We start from the raw sequence: 21480 nt of genomic DNA on the forward strand, positions 1-21480 counted from the left end.
GTGTCGGGGGCCGCACGTCGGAGGCGGACATGATGCGGGACGTGGGCGGTTTCGGTGGCGCGCCCGTGAAGTACTCGCTCATCGACAAGTTTGTCTTCGGGAGTGGCGGAGGCGCGGGCGAGGGCAACGATGACCTGGGCTCGAATGGCGGCGCGGGCGGCGGTGTTGTGTTCATCCGGGCCAGGGCGTTCTCGGGCGCCGGGCGCTTCTCCGCGGATGGGCTCGCCGCCAGCCACACGCCGGGAGACGATGGCGCGGGCGGTGGTGGCGCGGGCGGTGTCCTCATCCTTCGCGCGCAGGACTCACTGTCCTGCGGGAGCGCCCGAGCCGCGGGCGGCAACGGCGGCAACGTCAGCTACCCGGGCTGGGTGCTCGGCCCGGGCGGTGGTGGCGGTGGCGGCGGCGTGCTGCTGCAGGGGGCGACGGCGTCGTGTCCCATGAGCGTGTCGGGCGGCGCTGCCGGGACCCTCACCCCGTCGGATGGCGGAACGAATGGCGCGGGTACGGGGAGCGAAGGCTTCACCGAGGAATACCACGTGGCCTACCGCACGCCCGGGACGCCGTCTGTCAGCGCTCCCGTGTCCGGAGCGGTGGGCGTTCCTCACCGTCCTCGCTTCGAAGGCCGGGCGGACCCTGGCGTTCGAGTCCTCGTGTTCGTCGATGGCGTGGAGCTGCTTCAGGTGAGCTCTGGCGCGGATGGCGTGTTCACCGCTGGCATCCCTCCGCATCAGGCGCCGCTCGATGTCGGCACGCGCACGGTCCACGTGGTGGCGGAGGCGATGGGGGCGTACAGCGCGCCCTCCGCGCCTGTGTCGTTCTCTGTCGCGACCACGCTGGAGGATGGTGGCGTGGTGGTGGAGCCCATCCTGGTGATTCCCCAGGACGGGGAGACGGTGGGAACCACGCCGCTGTTCGCGGGCGTCGCGCCCAACGGGCAGACGGTGGGCATCGAGGTGGACAATGGCCCCGAGGTCATCATCCCCGTGGATGGCGCGGGCCGCTTCCGCTACCAGTGGCCTGCTGAATCGCCGCTGGCGCCGGGCCCTCATTTCGTCACCGTTCATTCGCACAACGAGGCGGGAATCAGCGGGCCCTACTCGCAGCCCATCCGATTCGAGTCCCAGGTGGTGAGCGGCGAGGGGGACGGAGGGACGTCCGGGCAGGATGCGGGCACGTCCCAGGGAGATGGCGGCACCCAGTTCCCAGAGGACGGTTGGCCGGTGCTGGTGGTTCCCGCTGATGGCGAGGTGGTGGACTCCACGCCGCTCTTCGCGGGCGCGGCGACGGCTGGCGCCACGGTGGTCATCGAGGTGGACGGCATTGAAGTCGCCACGGTGACGGCCGATGACACCGGGGCCTTCCGTTACCAGGTGCCCCGCGAGAGCGCGCTGTCCGTAGGCTCGCACAGCGTCGCGGCGCAGGAGCGCCTCGTCACCTCCAGCCGCGTGCCGGCGCGCTCGCGGACCACGGGCTTCGAGGTGCGGGGGCCCGCGGCGCTCGACGTGGGGTGTGGCTGCGGCGCATCGCCCGTGGGCGTGGTGGGCTCCTGGGTGCTGCTGGCGGGACTGGCCGGCCTGTCGCGGCGGCGGCGCGGATAGCGGTCCGCGAACGGCCGGCCTGCCCGGTGCGCTAGTCGTCTCCGAGCAGGCTGCCCAGGCCGACGCCACCCAGCACGCTGCCCTCGTCGCGAGCGCCACCCGGGCGCGAGGCGGAGAGAATGCGGCCCGCGAGCCGGCTGAACGGGAGCGACTGGAGCCACACCTTGCCGGGGCCGCGCAGCGTGGCGAAGAAGAGGCCCTCGCCGCCGAAGAAGGCCGTCTTGATGCCGCTCACCATCTGGATGTCGTAGTCCACGGTGGGCTGGAACGCGACGATGCAGCCGGTGTCCACGCGCAGCATTTCACCCGGGCCCAGCGTGCGCTCGTGCAGCGTGCCGCCGGCGTGGATGAAGGCGAGCCCGTCACCCTGGAGCCGCTGCATGATGAAGCCCTCGCCGCCGAACAGGCCGGTGCCCAGCTTCTTCTGGAAGGCGATGCCCAGCGAGACGCCCTTGGCCGCGGCGAGGAAGCTGTCCTTCTGCGCAATGAGCTCGCCGCCGAGCTCACTCAGGTTCACCGGGATGATTTTTCCCGGGTAGGGCGCGGCGAAGGACACCTTGCGCTTGCCGCTACCGCTCTTGTTGAGGAAGACAGTGGTGAAGAGGGACTCACCCGTCAGCAGGCGCTTGCCTGCGCCGAGCAGCGAGCCGAAGAAGCCGCTCGTCTTCTCCGAGCCGTCACCGAAGATGGTCTCCATCTCGATGCCGTCCTCCATGTACATGAGCGTGCCGGCTTCGGCGACCGCGGCTTCTCCTGGGTCCAACTCCACCTCGACGAACTGCAGGTCCTCGCCGTAGATGTGGAAGTCCACTTCGTGCATGCGTGCCATGGATGCGCTCCGTCGTGAGGGAAACGGCGCGCACCATAGCCGCCCGCGGTGGGGCTACCGCGACAGAATCAAAGCCAGGGTGGCCACGAGCCGGGCGTCGTCGCCGCCAATGGCAGGCGGAATCGACAGCGATACCGGGTTCTCCAATCCGGCGAGACACGAACGCCAGCCTTGATAGCGGCCTTCCTCGGAGGCCTTGAGCTGGTAGCTGCACCGGCCCACGTCGCCCTTGAGCGTCTGCGGCGTCACCTGGAAGTCGGTGAGCTGCCCACCGAACGTGCCCTTGGCGTGCAGGGCTCCTTCTTCCTGCGTCATCCGCAGGTCCACGGGGCCGCTTCCATAGATGCCGCGGATCCGCGCGGCGTCCAGCGTGAGGTTGAGGGGCCTGCCGAAGGCGCGGCCTCGAAGGGAGCCGTCGCTGAAGCCGACCTGCAGGTCAGGGCTGGTGAGGTCGCGGTCGGTGACACGCGCATTGAGCGCGACCCGAGGCGTTCGCAGGTCCAGGTACTGGACGGGCTGGGCCCAGGCCGAGCCTGCCGCTGCGAGCAGTGCGGCTGTGAAGATACGTGAAGTTCTCATGCTTTGAACGTAGTTGGCTCGCCAACCCGTCACCCGTGTCTTAGGCGTGGTGCACGAGAAGAGGCGTTGGCTCGCCTGGCGTACGGGCGGGTTGCCGGGCATCGGCAATCTGTTGTCGTTATGTCCCCGCGTTCCGGACGCGGTCATGGCTGGCACCGGTGAGAAGGAGGACGTCGTTCGTGGCGGAGCTGACCCCTGGTGTGGAGCAGGAGGCCCGACGGCCCAGAGTGTCCCTGTCGCTGGCATTGCGGTGGTTGATGTCGCTGGGTGGCATCCTCACGTTGATGGGCGGGCTGCACGCGTACATCGCGGTGCGCCTGTTCGTGAGCCCGCAGCTACCGCTGCCGTGGGCATGGCTGGGGCCCGTCCTGGTGGCGCTGCTCTTCCTGTCGCTGCCCGTAGGAATGGTGGCGTCGCGCCGCGAACCGACTCTCTGGGCGCAGGTGCTCCAGTGGACGTCCTACGTGTGGCTGGGCGCCTTCGGCATCCTGCTGAGCGCGGTGGTGGTCGTGGACCTGGTGGGGCTGGGCCTGTCGTGGTCGGGCGTGGTGACGGACGCGTTGGCCCTGGCCCGAGGCAAGGCCCTGGTGGCGGTGGGGGTGACGGTGCCGGCGGTGGTGTACGCCTTCATCACGGCGCGTGGCCGGGCGACGGTGGAGCGGGTGACGGTGCCGGTGGCGGGTTTGGCACCCGGGCTCAGCGGCCTGAAGGTGGTGCAGATTTCGGACATCCACGTGGGGCCCACGTTGGACGGCCGCTGGCTGCGGCGCGTGGTGGAGCAGGTGAACGCGCTCCAGCCGGACGTGGTGGCGGTGACGGGCGACCTGGTGGACGGCGCCGTGGACGCGCTACGGGACGAGGTGAAGCCCCTGTCGGAGCTGCGCGCGTCACTGGGCGTCTTCTACGTCACCGGCAATCACGAGTACTACCACGGGGGACCGGCCTGGGCGGCGGAGGTGGCGCGCCTGGGGCTCACCGTCCTTCAGAACGAGCACCGGGTGGTGGAGCGCGACGGAGCGCGGCTCACCATCGCGGGGGTGACGGACCATGACGCGGGCCACATCATTCCCTCGCATGCCAGCCGTCCGGAGCTGGCGCTGCGCGGGGCGCCGCAGGGCGTGCCGCGTCTGTTGTTGGCCCACCAGCCCCGGTCCGCCCTGCGCGTGGCGGAGGCTGGCGTGATGGTGGACCTGCAGCTTTCCGGGCACACGCACGGCGGACAGGTGTTTCCCTTCATGTTCCTCGTCAAATTGCAGCAGCCGGTGGTGCGTGGTCTGGCAACCATTGCCGGGGTGCGCGTCTATACCCACAGGGGGACAGGCTATTGGGGGCCGCCGCTGCGGTTGGGGCCCTCGCCTGAGATTGCGGAACTGACCCTGGTGTCTGCCCCGGGGTAATTGCGCACCATGTGCAACTGTTGAGTATCCGCCTAGAGTCCGGGGCCTTCCTTGCTGACGAGGGTCACTCCCCTGGATCTGGCAACGCTCAACAAGCTGCTCGCGGTCGGTGTGCAGAACGGTGCATCGGACATCCACTTCCGGCCGGGGGATCCGCCCATCTACCGGGTCAATGGCGCGCTCCGGCCCTTGAAGATGGAAAAGCTTCACGCGGACCACACGCGACAGGTGGCAGTCCATGTCGTGTCGGACCCCGAGGTGAAGAAGCAGATTGACACGCTTCAGGAGTGCGACGCGTCCTACAGCCTCCCAGGTGTGGCGCGCTTCCGGGTGAATATCTACCGGCAGCGGGGCTCGCTGGCGTGCATCCTGCGCATCATCCCGGATGAAATCCCAACCATTGACGGACTGGGATTGCCGCAGGTGTTGAAGAAGATTGCCGGCAACGAGCGCGGGTTGGTGCTGGTGACGGGCGCGACGGGCTCGGGGAAGAGCTCCACGCTGGCGGCGATGATTGACCACATCAATCGCACGGAGAACCTGCACGTCCTCACCATCGAGGACCCCATCGAGTTCATCTACAAGAACATCAAGTCCTCCATCTCCCAGCGGGAGATTGGCCCGGACACGCAGAGCTTCGCGATTGCGCTGCGCGCGGCGCTGCGCCAGGACCCGGACGTCATCCTGGTAGGCGAGATGCGCGACACGGAGACCATCGACATCGCGCTCAAGGCGTCGGAGACGGGCCACCTGGTGCTCTCCACGGTGCACACGACGGATGCGTCACGCACCATCAACCGCCTGGTGTCGGTGTTCCCCGCCGAAGAGCAGACAATGGTGCGCATGCGCCTGGCGGACTGCCTCAAGGCCACGGTGTCGCAGCGCCTGCTGCCCCGGGCCAGCGGCAAGGGCCGCACCGTGGCGTTGGAAATCATGGTGCAGACGAAGACGGTGGAGCAGTACATCCGCGACGACCGCGCCAACGAGCTGAAGGACGTCATCGAGAAGGGCCGAGACATGTTCGGCATGCAGTCCTTCGACCAGCACCTGACGCAGCTCTATCGGGAGGGGATCATCACCCTGGAGACGGCGCAGAGCGCGGCCTCCAACCCGGCCGACTTCCAGCGCGCGCTCGAGTTCGAGTGAGCGGCGCGGCTGTTGCCCTGGGTGAGCCCGCGAAGGCCGCGGGTACGCGGCAATCCCCCTGTGGAAACAGTAGGGTCATTCCAGACCCGATACGCTTGAATAGGTGTTGCTTCTGACTCACTGAACGGGCGTGCCAAGACGCCCACCTCCATGGGTTTGGAGGTCCTGAAAACCAGGAATTGTGCTCAGTAATTGAAGCAAAGATTGATATTTCCGCTATTGCTGGTTATTGTCGCGTTGTGTCCAGCGCCCCCGCCCCCCTGATTCGCCGTGCGCAGTCCCTCCTCGATGCCCGCCATCTGGTGGAGGCTGGCGCACTGCGTCTTCCCATCGAGCCCACTCCCGCGCCCGCACGGCGTCACCGGAGCGTGCCCAAGGGGCCTCGGGTGATGCTCGTCTCGGAGGAGCCGCTCTTCCGGCTGGCGATGGGCCGCGAGCTGGCGTCAGACTTCGAACTGGTCCCCACGTTGGGCATCGCGTCGGCGGATCGTCGGATGGACCTGGGTGTGGTGCCCGAGGCCGTGATCGTGGACCTGGACTCCGTGGAGCGAGCGGCCGTGCCGACCTTCCTGGCTCGGCTGGTGGAGCGCGACCTGGCGGGGCCACGCATCCTCGTGTCGTCCTACTTCCGTCCCGAGGTGGCGGCGGCCTACAGCGCCTCCAGCCTCACGCACTTCGCGCTGTCCCGCCCGTGGCGCCCGGGTGCGCTGCGCACGCTGGTGGAGTCCGTGATGGGGCTCTCCGGGCTGCGCGCCATGACGGCGGGGCGCTGAGGAACATGGCATGAGCCACGCGGCCACCTTCTCAGAGCGGCTGGTGGATGCGGGCCGGGGTCTGCTCACCGGTGTCTCGAGCGCGTCGGTGGGAGTGGCTCGCAGCGTGGGGGTGGTGCTGAAGGCGATGGGCGGAGGCGTGGCGCAGTGCGTGCGCGGCCGGCCTCGCGAGGGACTGCCCCAACTGGGCCAGGGCCTGACGCGCGTGGCGCAGCTTCCCGCGGATGCCGTGTTGATGGTGGGCGGGCGCGTGCTCAGCTCGGTGCAGGTGCTGGTCGGTCTGGAGCCGCCGGGCCGCCGCCTCTCGGCGGAGGAAATCGCCCGCCTGCGGCCCATCTTTGGAGACAGCCTGAACTACGCGGTGGTGCGGGTGAAGGTCGGTCGGCTGGGCCTGCTGGGCCTTCCCGGGCGGGCCTTCGCGCACGGCAACACCGTCTTCGTCCCGCCTCGGAGCGGGGGCGTGGACTTCGGCCTGCTCGTTCATGAGCTGACGCACGTGTGGCAGCACCAGCACGGTGGCACGGCCTACCTGAGCGCCGCGCTGGCCGCGCAGTGGTCCGGCGATGGATACGACTGGCGCAAGGGCGTGAGCCGCGAGAAGCGTTGGGCCCAGCTCAACCCCGAGCAACAGGCTCAGCTCATCGAGGACGCCGCCGTTGCCGGCCTCATCCCCTTCACCACGTCTGTGTCCCCGCGCATGAAGCTTCGGGGCTGGTCCGACGCGGCGCTCGACCTGCTGGATGAGGCCGTGGTCTGCCTGCACTCGGGCCGCGGCGCGCCCTGAGCGCTCACAGCTTGGGCGGGGCGAGCGGGTCATGCTCGGAGAGGAGCCGGGACACGCGCGCCTCATCCAGGCCGCGCCGTCGCTGGCGCCCTGCCTCTGAGCCGTTGCGGGTGCCTGGACGCCAGCGGGGCCCCGGGCCCGCCTGGAAGGTCGGACGCGGAGCCCCGTGGGTGCTCGCTCATGTCTGTGCGGGCGCTCAGCCCTGGTACTGGTGCACCGCCATGATGGGGTAGTTCATGCTGGAGATGGTGACGCGCTGCGAGCCATCCGAGTTGACGTTGTTGGAGCCGATGAACGTCGGCTTGCCGTCCTTCCAGCCCGCGAACATCACCACGTGCTGGCCGCCGTTGGTCTTCATGGAGACCACGTCACCCGGCTTCGCGTCCTTCAGGTCGATGCGCTTGAACTTGGGGTCCCTGTCCAGCTTGGCCATCAGGCCCATCACGCTGTTGTCGTGCTGCGAGTCGGAAATCTGGCCGGACTGCTCCAGCACGGCGGACACGAAGTTGGCGCAGTTGACGTTGTTGGGGACCCAGTCCTCCATGTCCGCGCCCACGCCGTTCTTCTCCAGCTTCAGCGAGCCCGCGTTCTTGCCCAGGTGCTGCGACGCGATTTCGAAGGGGCTGCCCTTGGGGCCGCGGACGCCGGGGCCGGAGCTGCTGGGGCCCTGCACGTCCTGCGCACCGCCGCTGCTGCCGCCGCCGCCCGTGGCGCCACCCGCGCGGCCCGCAGAGCCGCTCTCGAAGGAGTCCTTCGAACCGGGGATGTTCAGCGACTTGCCGGCGTAGATGAGGTCCGCGTTCTTGATCTGCGGATTCGCCTTCATCAGCGCGCTGACACTGGTGTTGTAGCGCTGCGCCAGGTGGGAGAGGGTGTCGCCCGACTTGATGCGGTAGCTGCTGCTCATGGGGGGCTCCGTAGGGGTCTGGAGCGGCGCGAGGGCGCCGCATGTACGTCTTGCACCTATTCTCGGAGCTTGAGACCCGGAGTTGCGTGCTTCTTGATTTTCAAGGCCAGCGCCCGGAACCCCCCGTGATTCCAGCGAATTTTCCGGAAGGTGGGTCGAAAAACACTTCAAAATGCGTCCTGGCGTCCGCGGAGGCTGCCAGCGCGAGCGAGCTGCCCTACCTTGGGCGGCATGAGCGCGCTGTCCCGGAGATTGAACCTGGACTGGGTGCTGCCCTCGCTGGCGGTGGGGGGCCGCTTCCCCATCGATACGGCGGAGCACCTCGCGGGGGCGCTTGGCATCCGCTATGTGGTGGACGTGCGGGTGGAGGACTGTGACGACGAGCACGTCCTGCGCGAGCACGGCATCACCTTGTTGCACCTGCCCACCGAGGACCTCCGGGCCATCCGTGGCGACCGGCTGGATGACGGCGTCGCGTGGGTGACGGACCAACTGGCTCGGGGCCACAAGGTCTACATCCACTGTGAGCATGGGGTGGGGCGCAGCGCGCTGCTCGCCTTGTGCGTCCTGGTGGCGCTGGGGCATCCACCGTTGGAGGCGCTGTCCCTGGCGAAGCGGCGGCGCTGGCAGGTGTCACCCAGCACGGAGCAACTGCGCACCTTCATGGCGTGGGCGGATGCCTGGCGTCAGCGGAACGCGGCGACGTGGCGTGTGCCCAGGTTGGAGGAGCTGGCCGCGATTGCGCACAGCCACCTGACCCAGCCGCCACCCGCTTCCCGCGGGAATGAGGACTGAGGGAGCGCCGCGCTACTGGTGTCCGGAGAGCATCCGCGAACCGGGCGCACGACCTGGTGGGCTGCCAGGACCTGTCCTGGGATTTGGCGGGCGCGGCGGTGGAACCGTCGCTGGACGCGGAGGCGCTGGCCGCCGCATCCTACGACGCCCACGCTCCAGACGAGGCGGCCCGGCTGCGGCATGCCGCGGCTCGCTATGCGGAGTTGCTGCGTCGTGAGCTGGCCTCGGCCAGCAGCCGTCCACGGCTGGGCGGAGTGGGTGTGGACGCGCGGATGTAGTGACGCGCAATCCCGGCTTTACTGTCGTCCCCTGACATCTGGTGGTCCGCGGATGCCGAGGCGCTTGAAGCGGGCGAGGGCTCCGCGCATGGTGCTGGTGTGAGCTCCATTCCTCATCCTGACTTCACGGCCGCGCGTTTCTCCTCCTGTCCGGACGCGCGCTTCCAGCCTGCGCCTGCGGACGGCGTGTTGCCGGAGGGCTTCTTCACCACGACGAATCTACCCACCTACGTGCGCGTGGGCGGCGCGTGGCGCATGCCGCGCGAGCCGCGCATGGACGGGGCGCTGGTGCTGGATGCCCAAGGCGAGCTGTGGATTCGCGAAGGCCGTCGCGTGCGTGCGGGCGAGCACGTGGTGGTAGGCTTCGCGGAGGATGGCAGCGAAGGCGTGTTCGTGAACTCCGCCTACCTCGCGGATGAGGGCGAGGGGGAGTTCAAGTTCATGACGAGCGCGGTGTCCCGCGAGAAGCCCATCGACTACGCGCACATGGCCCGGGTGCTGGTGGACGAGCGAGAGCGCGGGGGCTACCCCATCTGGGTGACGGGGCCGGCGCTGGTGCATTCGCGGGCGCGCGCGGACATGACGTGGTTTGTCGCCAATGGCTTCGTGGGCGCGCTGCTGGCGGGCAACGCGGTGGCGGTGCATGACATCGAAGCCTCCATCTTCGGGACCACGCTGGGGATGAGCGGCTCGGGCGAGGCCACCTCGGGCGGCCACGGCTTGCACATGCGCGCCATCAACAAGGTGCGGGCGGCGGGCTCCATCGCCAAGGCAGTGGAGGCCGGGGTGATTACCAGCGGCATCATGCACGCGTGCGTGGTGCACAAGGTGCCCTTCGTGCTGACGGGCTCCATCCGTGACGACGGGCCGCTGCCGGACGTGGTGACGGACAACCTGGAGGCGCAGGTGGCCATGCGCGAGCACGCGGTGAAGTCCACCATGGCGGTGATGATCGCCACGGCGCTGCATGCCATCGCCACCGGCAACATGCTGCCGGCGTTCGTCACGGAGAAGGACGGCTCATTGCGGGAGCTGCCCACCATCTGCGTGGACTCGTCCGAGTTCGTGGTGAGCAAGCTGAAGGACCGCGGCACGCACCAGGCCTTTGGCGTGGTGACGAACGCGCAGGACTTCATGCATGTCCTGCGGCTGTACGTGGAGCGTGACCTGGCGGCGCGCGGGCTGCCGGTGCCGGGGGACGCGCTGAGGAAGTAGCGAGCGCCTCCCGGCCGCGACGGCGGGCCTGGCACCGGTGGCCAGGCTCGCCTGGGTGTCTCCGCGTCAGAACGACTCTTCCGGCACCTCCATCAGGTCCAGGTTGCCGTGCTCCACCATGCGGGCGGCGTGGGCGACGCCGGGTAGCACCTCGTGGCAGAACCAGCGGGCGCTGGCGAGCTTGCCCACGTAGAAGGCGCGGTCCCCGGGGTTGCTCTTCATGCGCTCCAGCGCGACCTCCGCGTGGCGCACCAGCAGCCAGCCGATGACGACCTCCGCGACGGCGGCCAGCACGCGGTTGCCCTGCAGGCCCACGTGATAGATGGACTCGCCCAGCTTGCCCATCAGCGTGCCGAGCATCGTCTCCAAGTCGCCCAGCGCGCGGCCCAGCGCGGCGCGCTCGGCCTCCAACTCCTTGCCCTCTCCGGTGCGCTCGGCCGTCTCGCGAATCTGGGACAGCAGGCCCTGGAGCGTCGCGCCGCCGTCACGCGCCACCTTGCGCATGAGCAAGTCGAGCGCCTGGATGTGCGTGGTGCCCTCGTAGAGCGTGTCGATTTTCTGGTCCCGGATGTACTGCTCCACCGGGTAGTCCTGCAGGTAGCCGGAGCCGCCGTGGACCTGGAGCGACAGCGCCAGCAGCTCGTAGGCCTTCTCCGAGCAGTAGCCCTTCACCAGCGGCAGCAGCATGTCGTTGAGCGTGTCCAGCTCGCCCGCCTCGGTGGCGCGGTGGCCGCCCTTGCGCTCCACGCCGTCCTGGATGAACGCGGTGTAGAGGCACAGCGCGCGCATGCCCTCCGCGTGGGCCTTCTGCGCCATCAGCATGCGGCGCACGTCGGGGTGACGGAAGATGGGCACGCGGGGCGCCGTCTTGTCCCGGGCCTGCATCAGGTCCGCGCCCTGGAGGCGGTCCTTGGAGAAGGCCAGCGCGCGGCCGTAGCCGGCGGACAGCGTGGCCATGGACTTCACGCCCACCGCCATGCGGGCCTGCTCGATGATGTAGAACATCTGCCGGATGCCGTCGTGGACCTCGCCCAGCAGCAGGCCGCGACAGGGCTTCCCGTCGCCGAAGGTCATCTCACAGGTGACGGAGCCCTTGAGCCCCATCTTCTTCTCCAGCTTGGTGCACACCACGCCGTTGGCTTCACCCAGGCTGCCGTCCTCATTCACCCAGTACTTGGGCACGACGAACAGCGACAGGCCCTTGGTGCCAGGCGCCGCGCCCTCCGGACGCGCGAGCACCATGTGGATGATGTTCTCGGACATGTCCGAGTCGCCGTTGGTGATGAAGCGCTTCACCCCTTCGATTTCCCAGACGTCGTCGGAGACGCGGCGGGCCTTGGTGCGGGCGGCGCCCACGTCACTGCCGGCGTCGGGCTCGGTGAGCACCATGGAGCCACCCCAGCGGCGGTCCAGCATGTGCGGCAGGAAGCGCTGCTTCTGCGCGTCCGTGCCCAGCCGGTCGATGATGCGCGCCAGCAGGTTGCCCAGCGTGTAGAAGGCCAGCGAGGCATTGGCGCCCACCAGCAGCTCGAACGCGGCCCAGCCCAGGGAGGGCGGCGCGCCCAGGCCGCCCAGGTGTGGCGGCTGCTCCAGCAGGTGCATGCCCGCGTCGAAGAAGGCGTTCATCGCCTTCTTCAGTCCGGGCGGCAGCGTCACCTCGCCATTCTCGAGCTTCGGCGGGTTGTGCTCCGGCTCTTCGAAGCTCTGGGCCAGCTCGTTGGTGCTGAGCTGGGCGAACATCTGGAGCATCTGGCGTGCGGCCGTCTCGTCCAGGTCGCCAAAGGGTGCGTGGCCCAGCGAGGCTTGGCCGATATCGAGGAACTCGAAGAGGTTGAATTCGATATCGCGCAGGTTGGGGACGTAGTGGTTCGAAGACGACATCTCGGGCTCCTCGCGGGTGTGGGGCCGCGAGGGTAACCCGAGATTGATTTGCGAGTCAGTGACTCTTGAGTTGCAGGGTGGGCACCGCGCCCTCGCCGAGGACGAGGTGCACCTGCCCCACCTTGGACGCGAGGTCCTTGTAGGCTTCCAGTTCCTTGAGGCGCACCAGCAGCGGGTTCTCCGCCAGCACCTTGGCCGTCTGCGCCATGGAGCGGGTGGCGGCCGTCTCCTCGCGTCGCAGGATGACGTTGGCCTCCGCTTCCTTCTGCGCCTGGATGACGCGGTTGAGCAGCTCCTTCATCTCACCCGGGAGGACGACGTCCTTGATGCCGAAGCGCAGCAGGTCCAGGCCCACCGTGTGGGCGCGGTCCTTCACCTGGGTGAAGAGGCTTTCGGCCACGGCTTCTCGCGAGGCGAGCAGCTCATCCAGCGTCCGCTCCGACACGGCCTCGCGCGCGGCCAGTTGCATGGCCAGGTAGAGGACGTCATCCGGAGCGCGGGACACGACGGCGAGCCGGCGCGCGTCCGAGACGCGGAAGGCCGCTGACAGGTTGAGGCGCAGCGTGACGCGGTCCTTCGTCATCACCTCCTGGCCGGTGACGTGGAGCAGGCGCTCACGCAGGTCGATGACGGCCAGCTGCACCTTGCGGGCGACGGTCCACGCGGCGTGACGGCCCGGAGGAAGTTCGGCGTCCAGCACGCCATCCACGTAGCGGAGCACGACGGTGCCCTCAGTGGCGGTGGCCTCTGTGTAGTCGCTGGTGGGGACCAGGGCACGCACGTCGTCACGCAGCGGCGCCGTGGTGACACCCGAGGTGTCCACGCGCTCCACGCGCACGGTGGGCGCGCCGGGCGTCAGCTGACGGCTGGGAAGGCGCTCCACCGTCCACACCTGGTGCAGGCCCCGGCCGAGCCACCGCACGGGGCGGCCCTTGTGGAAGAGGATGGCGCGCTCGTCGGCACTCAGCTCCACGACCTGCAGGTCCGTCTCCGGCACGAGGGGCAGGAACGCCGGGTCGAGCTGGACGAGCGGCTGCTCGGTGCTCACGCGCACCAGCCGCACCTTTCGGAAGGGGTGGAGCAGCCAGTACCGGCCGGGAACGAGGTAGCGCTCCGGCTTCTCGTCCACCAGCACGAACGCCCGCTCATTCTGCCCGATATCCACACGCATGATGCTCATCGCGCACCTCCTTTCCCCCTCCGGGGAGCTTGAAGAACCGGGACGTTTCAGTGCGCGTTGCCGCGTGTGTCCCGGGTACTGCTGAAAAGTGAGGGCCCCACCGTTCACGGACGTGGAGCGCGGACCGCCTGTCCTGGCCGCTTCCTGGCTGCTCGCGCCTGCGCGCCGGGCACCTCCGCGGACGGCGGCAGGGGCTTCCGCTGACAGCTCGGAAGGGGCCTTGTCGCCCTGGCGAATCGCCGGGCATCGAGGTGGGAGGAGTGGGAAGCGGTGGACCCGCGCTCACGTCAGCTCGCGGCGGAACCCTCTGGATTGAACGAAGGAATCGAACCTTCTCCGCAGGATTTGGACCTGTGCTCTACCAGTGAGCTAGTTCGGAGCCAGGCGCATCTGGCGCCTGCTTCCTGTTGGACCCGACGGGGGTCCGGCCGGGCGGTCCGACATGAGGAAACCACTGCGAGCGATGGACCCGGGAACACCCTCGCCGACACCTGGGCGCAGTGCGCCCCTGCCCGGAGTTGGGAGCCCGGGGACAGCCCCGTGACGCCTCTGGATTCCGCCGAGGTCGAGCGACGGGACGCGGCGTGGCGTCTGACAGGATGGAATCCGCGAGTGGCCTGGTTGCCCGTGCGCATGATGGCAAACCAGCGTTTCAGCCCGCACGGGCGAGGCTGGGCAGGAAGAGATAGTCGGACTGCGCCGAGAGCCCGCGACGCTCGGCCAGATGCAGGAGCGCCATGCCCCCACGAAGATGAAGGGCTCCGTCTCCGACTCTTCATCCCTGGGCATGAAGGATTTCGCCTGCGTGTGGCAGTGGTGCTCTCGTTCCTTCAGGAGCGCTTGGAAGGTGGCGTCAATGCCCTCCTGTCCTCGCACCAGGAGGGCCCGGCACCATGTGGGCAGCCGGGGGAAGTCCTGACCGTCCATGCCCCGCTCCAAGGCGTCCAGCAGTGGCTCCGCGCGACCGGGTACCGCGTCTTCTTCGGTGGCGATGAGGAGGCCGAGCAGGCGCGCCTAGAGGAAGTCCTCCTCGAACTCGTGGCCCTTCACGGGCGTGTCCGCCGACAGGCGGGCAATGTCGTGGGCCAACTCGCCCACCCCGGGGCCAGTGAGTCGCAGAGCGGCCCGTAATGGCCCGTCGCGGTGAAGCGGTTGAAGGGCCGCAGCTCGCCCGTCGCCCATTGGAGCCGCCGGCGGTGGGGCTGCCCGGAGCGAACCAGCCGATCGCGGAAGGTGGCTCCATCCGCATACGCGAGCAACTGGGCGATGGCGGCGGCGCGCGTGTGCCGCGAGAGATGGAAGAGGATGCGCTCGACCTCGTCCGGCGGACGTTGGCCCTGCTCCAGCTCTTCCTCCAGCAACGCGGCCTTGGCGCTCGCGGCTGCCTCGACGGCACGCATGTTCGGGGTATTCATTCTCGCAGCTTTCCCCATTCACGGCCGTAGTCGTCCATCTCCTGGAAGATCATTCCATCGCAACCCGCGCGGAGGATGTCATTGGCAAGATCTTCCCGGATGACAACGAGATTGCTTTTCCCCTGGGCCTGAAGAGCTTCGCGTCCGGTGGGATCTTCTCCCCATCCAATGACAACCGGTAGAAATAGAAGACCTGATCGGGGCGGATTTCTGAGCACCCGAACTCGCGGCTATGTCAGACCCGAGGAGTACGAGCGGAACGCCTCAACCCGAAGTGCGGCAGCTTAACGAACCTGTTCACGAAATCGGCTCTCCCGTACTTCGGGTGGTTCCCCTCGGGGCAGCAGGCAGGCGCGGCAATCAGACAGCTCAGCGAATACACCCTGGGAATGGAAACGCTGTACCCATTTCCTGGATACCGGGGACAGGAGTGCGCCCCTCGTCGGTAGCCTTCACTCCGTGACGGAGGCGCCTGCCATCATCCGCACATGCGATGGACACCCCTTAACTTCTAAGATGGGCGTGTACAGGATTGGTGAGTCCGACTCGGCGGATGTCGCTAACAAAACGGTCCCGCTCAGTCGGGACCTCTACGTCGATGACTTCGGCCTCTGCGATGCCAAGGAACGACTTTGCCTCGCGCACGGTCGCTCGCGGACTTGAGAACATGAAAGCGACGAATCGCGGCTTACGTCGAGCCTGCTTTCGCTCTAGGAGTTTCTCCCATGCAAGAAAGCTCTTACTGATTTCCTCAAGCTGGTTTTGCACGTCATGCCGGAGTCCGAGGACGGGCTCCATCAACATAAGTTCTTCCGCACCTATGACAGCATGCGTGATGTTGCCGGCGTACTCATCTTCGAGGCCCAGTGTCTCCCCTTTGAAGCGGCGCTCCACGAACTGCTCTACGCGCCATGTCTGAAAGAAGAGATTCCCCACTGAGTCTCGTCGAGGGGATGGGAAGGCGGACTCCCGCGCATCGCCGGCAGCGAGGGGGCGCTGAGGGAGGATGAACTTCGCCACCCAGGACAGCGGGTCGTTCACCTGTGCTGGAACGGCGAGCTGCCCACCAAGGACGGCATGCGGTCCCAGGCTCATTGGCAACTGGTCGAATCTCTCGACGGACTCTAGGCCACGAAGGAGTCCCTGCATGTTGTGCCACGTAGCAAGGCCGCCGACGCAGCCGGGACCAGCAGCATGTGGCGCCCGAACAACCCGTACGCCACTCCCTTGCTGCACGAGCGCTGCGACTGGCACACGCATGCCCGAGAAGGGGTCAGGCATGAAGTGAACGAGTCGAAATCGGGCAGTCATGGGCGCGAACCTACTTTCTCAAGATACTCTGCTACGAGCTCCGGCGCACGCGCCATTCGACTGAGGAGCGCACCCAGGAGCACATCCTCTGTTTCACGGGGTTCACGAGAGAGCGAGCAGGCCTCCATCACCATCGACTTCACGAGGTAGGTGCTGAGGGACTGGGCCTGGACAGCGGCCAGCATTGCCCCCTCTTGGATGAGCGTGACCGGAATCCCGTCGACGAGCTTTGCGATGCTCGGCGTATTCATGCCCGCCGCAGCGAAGTCGGTGGGCCTACCAGCCAGGGCATTGGCCATGTCGATGCCCCAGGCACGGCGCGAGTACTCATGCTCCGCCGTCGCCTGCAAGACGAGGTTCCCCTCATGGCGGTCATCGTTGAGGAGAATGGCGTCGAGTGCCAGCAGCCGTCCGACATCGGGATAGTTGACGATGAAGTTCGCAAGCTGACGGTCCCAATGCTGGATGTCCGGGATGACTTCGCTGAGCCAGGTGGTGTCGTCAGGCGGGCCTGTTACGGCTCCCTCCGGGACGGGCGCGCCAAGCGCTTGACCAAGCAGGAGACCAAGCGCTTCCGCAAGAAGCCCATCGGCGCCCAGTAGGCGCTTGTGCACCCAATGCCGGTCCCCATCCATTGCGTAGGTGGCATCGCACGCATTGGGGACGAGCACTTCCGCCACCGGAACGACGCTTGGAACCCGCTTGATTCGGTCGCCCCAAAGCGTCGCTGCGTGCGCTGGTCGCGGCACCTTCGCCATTCACCCTCCCGAAGACCAGCTTTGACCGGGAGGACGGATTCCTGCAAGGCCCCTTCAGCCTCCCCACTCTGGGGCACCCTCACCCCAGGGTGGTAGGGCTGGGCGTTGACGGGCGTTCAGGCCGTGCGGGAGGCTGGGGAACATGAAGAGGCTTGTGGGGGCTGTGATAGTTGTTTTGACGGTTGCTGGATGCGCCACTCCGTACCAGCGAATGGGTATCCGCGGGGGCTACCGAGACACCGAGGTTGCCCCAGGCATTGTTCGCATCGAGGTGAAGGGGAATGCCTTCACAAGCGTGGACACCCTTGAGGACTACTTCCATCAGCGCGCCGTCGCTATCTGTCGGCCCCGCAACTACGACTGGCGTCTTGACTCCGGAACTACGAGGGGGCCAAGCAGCATCGTTGCGAACCGCTACGGGAACACCCTCCACGTCTATCAGCAACCTGCGCCGACCAAGGGCTGGGTGTCGGGCGTCATCGCCTGTGTGGAGGCACAACCCGACGCCACTTTGAGTCGTACAGATCGGCACCGCTCTAAGACGTCCGTGTCCATCCTCGTGCAAGTCGTCGATGTTTCCACGGGTAAGGTGGCCAACGCGCCCGGAGATGCCGTTGGTGAACAGATTCACACGTCCAAGCGTCTCGCGCTTGTGCGGGACGGGAAGGTGACGGCCATCACGCCAGAGGGGCACCGAGTCCAAGTGGACGCGGCCAAAGCAGGCGCCGCCTTGACCCTTGGATACCGCATTCTCTCCGGGGCAGACCTCGCGAACGAGGAACGGGCCGCCGCGATGGGCGACGGAGCAGATTGATGCAGCCTCCTGGGCTGCGGGAGGCTGGTGGCATGCGCCAACTGTCCTATATATTGATGTTGGTTTTGATGTCTTTTGGGGCGACGGCTTCCGCTTCAGACGACGTCGACGAATCGCTTCGCTATTTGCCTGGTGTCGCAATTGTCGTCCAAAGCTTGCCGCCACATGCCAGCATTACAACTGCTCAGGTGAGGACAATGACCGAACTCGCCCTGAGACGTTCCGGCATCCGCATTTTCACTGACGACGAAGCTATTTCGGTCTCGGGGTATCCCGTCCTTCATGTGAACATCGACATCGGGAAACCAAAAGAAGCGGTGATTTACTCTGTCGACATCACGCTTCGTCAGTTCGTTAGACTCCTGTCGACAAAAAGCCTTGCTCGCGCAATCACATGGACAACCAGCGGCGGCTATGGCGTCGTGCCAAGGCATGATGTCGGGAGCCTGATTCGTGAAGGGCTCCAGCCAATGTTGGATGACTTTTGCAATGACTACCTAAAAGCCAATCCTCCGCAGCATCGCCCGGCGCGCGTCCGCCCGGCGGTAATGGACCTTGTTGACCCTGAGCCCGTTGTTACTGAATAGGTCGTCCCAGCACCTCCGCCAGCGCGTGCTGGTGTTTCTGTTCTTCGGTCGCGAGCGCTGGGCGTTCACTCTGTGGAAGTAGCGCCCTCGCCTCTGCCTCGTAGGGGGTTCGGAGGAGTTTGGCTAACGTTGCCTCCCTTGACTGCAGGAGGCGCTGTGGCGCTGTTTCACCCAGCAGAAAGCGCTGCACCTCCGGTAGGTTGGCAGTCATCGCCAGTGGCGATGTCACCCAGTGTGCTGGGGCAGAAGTAAGCGCCCTGACGCCAGTGACGGGGAACTTGTCCTCAAGCACGTTCTTCTCCGCGACCGCCATGTCGCGCAACTCGCTGAATGCGTTGCGCTCGGAGCTTCCGGCACCGCTTCGGGCATAGGCCCCTTCTCGGTTTCCGCGGCAATCGCTTCAGATACGTTGTTCGGGGACCGGCGTGGAGAACTGAGGCCCGAGCCGCGCTTGCTCATCTCCCCGCGCCTCCGTGACGCACTGCAGGCGATGCGTGCGCAGGGGTATGCACTGGAGGCCGCCCACTTCGTGTGAAGGGGCGGCCCCGCGGTGGTGTGCCTCGGCGCTACTTCACGGCGTCAGCGTCCTGGGGCACCAGAGGGATGGGCGCCTTCGCCGTCTGCTGCGCGGGCGTTGCCAGGATGGCCTCCTCCGGCTCGGCGGGCTGAAAGGATGGTTCAGGCTTCATCTGCGTGCACTCAGACGCGTATCGGACACCCGGCCGCTTCTTCTTTGAGGACGCGCGTGACTGATTCGCCTTCGTCTTCGTCGCCGACGGCAGTTCGCACATGAGCGGTGTGTCGTCCGTGGTGTCGATGATGGGCTTCACCACCCTGGGCGGTGGCGCGGTCTGGGGGCCCTGCGACGACGAGCTCCGTCGTGCAGAGGACGACACGTCACCCCGGAGCGCCGCGTCGCTGCGCTGCGTGGAGTCGGTCTGCGTGTTCGCCAGTCCCTCGCTGCTGGACGTGGAGGTGGCCGTCGCCACCGCCGAGGGCGCGGGCTTCTTCGCTGCTTCACCCAGCGCCTCCGCGAGCAGGTTGTTGCTCTCATGCATCTGGTTGCGTGCCCGCTCCATGCTGGCGTCGTGACGCGTGAGCTGCTCCGTGAGGGCGGCTTGATGCTGGTTGCGCTCCTTCTCGATGCTCGCCTTCAGCGTGTCCCGCTCCCGCGCCACCTCGCTCAGCCGCTGCTCCAGCGCGCCCTTCTCCGTGTTCAGGATGGTCTCCGCCCGGGACATGCAGGCCGCGAGGACTTTCTCCTCGGACTCCCGCTCCGGCAGGGGTTCGCTTCGGTTCCACGCCACCAACGCGCTGCTCTGCCAGCGGTAGTCCGTGTGCATCACGCACTCCTGCACCAGCCGCGTGAGCCGGTCCTCGGACCAGATGGGCACGGGCCGAGCGCACGGCCCCACTTCCTCCTTGAGCGTGGAGGGAAAGGCCCGGGTCTGCTTCACCCAGCAACCGTCCCGCTGCTCCATCCGCACCGAGGTACACGCGCTCGCCACCATCGCGAGCGACACCGCAGCCACAAGCCTCATGTCTCCCTCCGTCCCCTACGCCCATTGGCCCGTGCTTCTCCGCGGGACGGTAGGGACGGCAAGGGCCCGCGCCCATGTCCGTGAACCCTGGAGCCGTGTGGGAATGTCCGGGGACAGACCTTCAGCGGCAGGCGAGCGAGCGTGGGACGACCCACCACGGTGTGTTGGCCAACGCTCCTGTCCGTGTGGGCGAGGCACAGTCACATCGCCCGCGCCTGCCCGGTTGCTCCGCGAGGTCGCTCAGCGGAGCAGCGCTTCCGTGTGGCCCAGCAGCTCCGGCCCACCGGGCTGTCCGTGACCCGGGACCACCACGCGCGCCTCCGGAAACCGCTGCCGCGTCCGCGACAGGCTCGCGGGCCAGGCCGCTACGTCCGCGTCCGCCACGTTGCCCAGGTTCGTCGAGGCGCCGTCCTTCACGAAGCAGCCGCCGAACAGCACGCCGCTGTCCCGGTGCCACACGACGATGTTGTCCTTCGCGTGGCCCGCCCCCGGGAAGAAGAGCTCCAGGGAGTCCACCGTGCTCGTCTTGGCGAAGGTCTCCGTGGGGCCTGGCAGGCCCAGGGACGTGGCAATCCGTGCCGTCTCCTCCAAGCCATGGACGGGGATGCCATGCGGGGCGAGCGCCGGAACACCACCGAGGCGATCTTCATGGAAGTGCGTCACCACCGCCGCGCGGACCGGACGCCGAAGCGTGTCCCGGGCCCAGTCGAGCAGTAGCGCGCCCTGCCGTGCATCCCAGCCCGTGTCGACCAGCAAGGACGTTTCACCGTCCTCGATGATGAGCCCGTTGGTGGAGACGCGGCCGAATGGCTCCAACGTCACCACCGTGATGTGCAGCCACACGCCAGGCGCGAGCTTCCGCACGCTCACGTCATCCGCCAGCACGTATTCGTCCGGACCCTGGGACTGCGCCTTCACGGGGATGTTCCGCTCCACCGTCGCGGCCGGCGTGGAGCGGGTGCAGGCGGTGCTCAGGGTGATGAGAAGAGCACCGGCACAAAACCAACGAAGAGGAAACAACGTCATCGTCAAGAGGCCTCGGCAGCGGCGATGCCGCGTCGGAGTGGAGGGATTCGCGCGGCACACCGAGGCGGGCCTGGGGCCTGGCGCGGTGTGCCCCGGTTGTACCGAATCAGTGCGCCTCGGAGAGATGGGAGGTGGTGAGCCAGCCCTTGCCGTCGAACCGGTAGCGCCAGGTGGCATTCCCCTCACCCCAATCGACCAGTCCCTGTCCCGGGGGCAGGGCCGCGTCATTGGAGACATCGCGCTGAAGGCAGCTCAACTTCCGCGGCAGCGTCTGGACTTCCCGCAGGTGCCCGCCTCGCGTGAAGAGCACCCGCACCGGGACGGGCCGGTTGCACGAGTATCCCTCGCCCGGAAAGGCATAGTCCTGCTCTCCGTCCTGGTCGAAGTCACCCGGTACGCACGGCCAACCGTTCTTTTGCAGGGCGTCCAGGTCTACGCCGATCTCTCGAAGGTGGGGCGCCGCGTCTCCGACGTTCCCTACGCACAAGCACCGGAAGTTCGTTTCCGGGTCGCATCCGCCATCCACGAGCGCAATCGACACGCTCGGCGGCGTTGGGTCGCCGCGGAGGGGGGCCTCCGCACAACCCACGGCCATTGCCAGCAGAGACGCCCCGATGCAGGTCCAACGCAGCCGAATCACGTGTCGATGCCTCCTGGGAGGAGTCC

The 21480-nt window shown here is 67.4% G+C and carries 22 protein-coding genes and 1 tRNA gene; 10 read left to right on the forward strand and 13 right to left on the reverse strand.

The features are described from left to right. Positions 1-1598, forward strand: a 1598-nt coding sequence (locus FMQ63_RS24685) for an MYXO-CTERM sorting domain-containing protein (protein ID WP_141276742.1), incomplete at its 5' end; no start/stop codon positions are given. Positions 1599-1629: 31 nt separating this feature from the next. Here FMQ63_RS24685 and FMQ63_RS24690 read toward each other — a convergent pair. Continuing rightward, positions 1630-2427 carry a TIGR00266 family protein gene (locus tag FMQ63_RS24690; RefSeq protein ID WP_011550546.1) on the reverse strand — a complete coding sequence of 266 codons (798 nt, stop codon included), beginning with the start codon at positions 2425-2427 and terminating at the stop codon, positions 1630-1632. A 54-nt stretch (positions 2428-2481) separates the two neighbouring features. Further along, positions 2482-3006 (reverse strand): hypothetical protein, encoded by a 525-nt coding sequence (locus FMQ63_RS24695; RefSeq protein ID WP_020478428.1) that lies wholly within the window; start codon positions 3004-3006, stop codon positions 2482-2484. Positions 3007-3185: 179 nt separating this feature from the next. On the opposite strand from FMQ63_RS24695, the gene FMQ63_RS24700 reads away from it, so the two are divergent. The 4 genes from FMQ63_RS24700 to FMQ63_RS24715 all read left to right on the forward strand — a co-directional run bounded on the left by FMQ63_RS24700 (position 3186) and on the right by FMQ63_RS24715 (position 7106). After that, positions 3186-4403, forward strand: coding sequence for a metallophosphoesterase (locus FMQ63_RS24700; protein WP_020478427.1), 1218 nt, complete (start codon positions 3186-3188; stop codon positions 4401-4403). A 51-nt stretch (positions 4404-4454) separates the two neighbouring features. Further along, positions 4455-5549: a type IV pilus twitching motility protein PilT gene (locus FMQ63_RS24705; protein ID WP_011550549.1), complete on the forward strand. Its 1095-nt coding sequence runs from the start codon at positions 4455-4457 to the stop codon at positions 5547-5549. Between the two features lie 239 nt (positions 5550-5788). After that, positions 5789-6322, forward strand: a complete 534-nt coding sequence (locus FMQ63_RS24710; RefSeq protein ID WP_225888460.1) for a hypothetical protein — start codon at positions 5789-5791, stop codon at positions 6320-6322. A 10-nt stretch (positions 6323-6332) separates the two neighbouring features. Then, on the forward strand, positions 6333-7106 hold the full coding sequence (locus FMQ63_RS24715; RefSeq protein ID WP_011550551.1) for a DUF4157 domain-containing protein: 774 nt from the start codon (positions 6333-6335) through the stop codon (positions 7104-7106). Between the two features lie 196 nt (positions 7107-7302). Here the strand turns inward: FMQ63_RS24715 and FMQ63_RS24720 are convergent, their stop codons facing one another. Next, the gene (locus tag FMQ63_RS24720; protein WP_026114068.1) at positions 7303-8013 is read right to left on the reverse strand and encodes a LysM peptidoglycan-binding domain-containing protein; all 711 of its coding nucleotides are present in this window, start codon (positions 8011-8013) and stop codon (positions 7303-7305) included. Positions 8014-8244: 231 nt separating this feature from the next. On the opposite strand from FMQ63_RS24720, the gene FMQ63_RS24725 reads away from it, so the two are divergent. From FMQ63_RS24725 to FMQ63_RS24735, 3 genes are all read left to right on the forward strand, one after another. Further along, entirely contained in the window at positions 8245-8808 is a 564-nt protein-coding gene (locus tag FMQ63_RS24725) for a dual specificity protein phosphatase family protein (RefSeq protein WP_225909702.1), read from the forward strand. 56 nt (positions 8809-8864) lie between these two features. Further along, complete coding sequence (locus FMQ63_RS24730; protein ID WP_011550554.1) at positions 8865-9086, forward strand: hypothetical protein; 222 nt, start codon at positions 8865-8867, stop codon at positions 9084-9086. Between the two features lie 99 nt (positions 9087-9185). Further along, entirely contained in the window at positions 9186-10301 is a 1116-nt protein-coding gene (locus tag FMQ63_RS24735; protein WP_011550555.1) for a hypothetical protein, read from the forward strand. A gap of 66 nt (positions 10302-10367) precedes the next feature. Here FMQ63_RS24735 and FMQ63_RS24740 read toward each other — a convergent pair whose 3' ends face one another. From FMQ63_RS24740 to FMQ63_RS38120, 6 genes are all read right to left on the reverse strand, one after another. Beyond that, complete coding sequence (locus FMQ63_RS24740; RefSeq protein ID WP_011550556.1) at positions 10368-12182, reverse strand: acyl-CoA dehydrogenase; 1815 nt, start codon at positions 12180-12182, stop codon at positions 10368-10370. Positions 12183-12237: 55 nt separating this feature from the next. Further along, entirely contained in the window at positions 12238-13362 is a 1125-nt protein-coding gene (locus FMQ63_RS24745; protein WP_011550557.1) for a slipin family protein, read from the reverse strand. Between the two features lie 312 nt (positions 13363-13674). Further along, positions 13675-13739 (reverse strand) — tRNA-OTHER (locus FMQ63_RS24750). Between the two features lie 669 nt (positions 13740-14408). Beyond that, on the reverse strand, positions 14409-14762 hold the full coding sequence (locus FMQ63_RS37555) for a hypothetical protein (protein WP_176973853.1): 354 nt from the start codon (positions 14760-14762) through the stop codon (positions 14409-14411). 519 nt (positions 14763-15281) lie between these two features. Further along, the gene (locus FMQ63_RS37560; RefSeq protein ID WP_228556489.1) at positions 15282-16058 is read right to left on the reverse strand and encodes a hypothetical protein; all 777 of its coding nucleotides are present in this window, start codon (positions 16056-16058) and stop codon (positions 15282-15284) included. A gap of 26 nt (positions 16059-16084) precedes the next feature. Next, complete coding sequence (locus FMQ63_RS38120) at positions 16085-16846, reverse strand: hypothetical protein (protein ID WP_011550562.1); 762 nt, start codon at positions 16844-16846, stop codon at positions 16085-16087. Positions 16847-16988: 142 nt separating this feature from the next. Here FMQ63_RS38120 and FMQ63_RS24770 point away from each other — a divergent pair, with 142 nt between their 5' ends. Further along, a complete protein-coding gene (locus FMQ63_RS24770; protein WP_225909703.1) occupies positions 16989-17660 on the forward strand; it encodes a hypothetical protein in 672 nt (223 codons plus the stop codon). 32 nt (positions 17661-17692) lie between these two features. After that, complete coding sequence (locus tag FMQ63_RS24775; RefSeq protein WP_141276745.1) at positions 17693-18247, forward strand: hypothetical protein; 555 nt, start codon at positions 17693-17695, stop codon at positions 18245-18247. On the opposite strand, the gene FMQ63_RS38125 is transcribed toward FMQ63_RS24775, so the two are convergent. From FMQ63_RS38125 to FMQ63_RS24790, 4 genes are all read right to left on the reverse strand, one after another. Continuing rightward, on the reverse strand, positions 18237-18560 hold the full coding sequence (locus FMQ63_RS38125) for a hypothetical protein (protein WP_228556490.1): 324 nt from the start codon (positions 18558-18560) through the stop codon (positions 18237-18239). The two genes, FMQ63_RS24775 and FMQ63_RS38125, sit on opposite strands and share 11 nt — an antisense overlap. Before the next feature lie 253 nt (positions 18561-18813). Then, positions 18814-19788: a hypothetical protein gene (locus FMQ63_RS24780; RefSeq protein WP_011550564.1), complete on the reverse strand. Its 975-nt coding sequence runs from the start codon at positions 19786-19788 to the stop codon at positions 18814-18816. Positions 19789-20028: 240 nt separating this feature from the next. Then, positions 20029-20814 carry a subclass B1 metallo-beta-lactamase MYX-1 gene (locus FMQ63_RS24785; RefSeq protein WP_011550565.1) on the reverse strand — a complete coding sequence of 262 codons (786 nt, stop codon included), beginning with the start codon at positions 20812-20814 and terminating at the stop codon, positions 20029-20031. Positions 20815-20920: 106 nt separating this feature from the next. Beyond that, positions 20921-21355 (reverse strand): hypothetical protein, encoded by a 435-nt coding sequence (locus tag FMQ63_RS24790; RefSeq protein ID WP_228556491.1) that lies wholly within the window; start codon positions 21353-21355, stop codon positions 20921-20923. Between the last annotated feature and the right edge of the window lie 125 nt (positions 21356-21480).

Source organism: Myxococcus sp. CA005, assembly GCF_006518205.1.
Lineage (GTDB): Bacteria > Myxococcota > Myxococcia > Myxococcales > Myxococcaceae > Myxococcus > Myxococcus xanthus.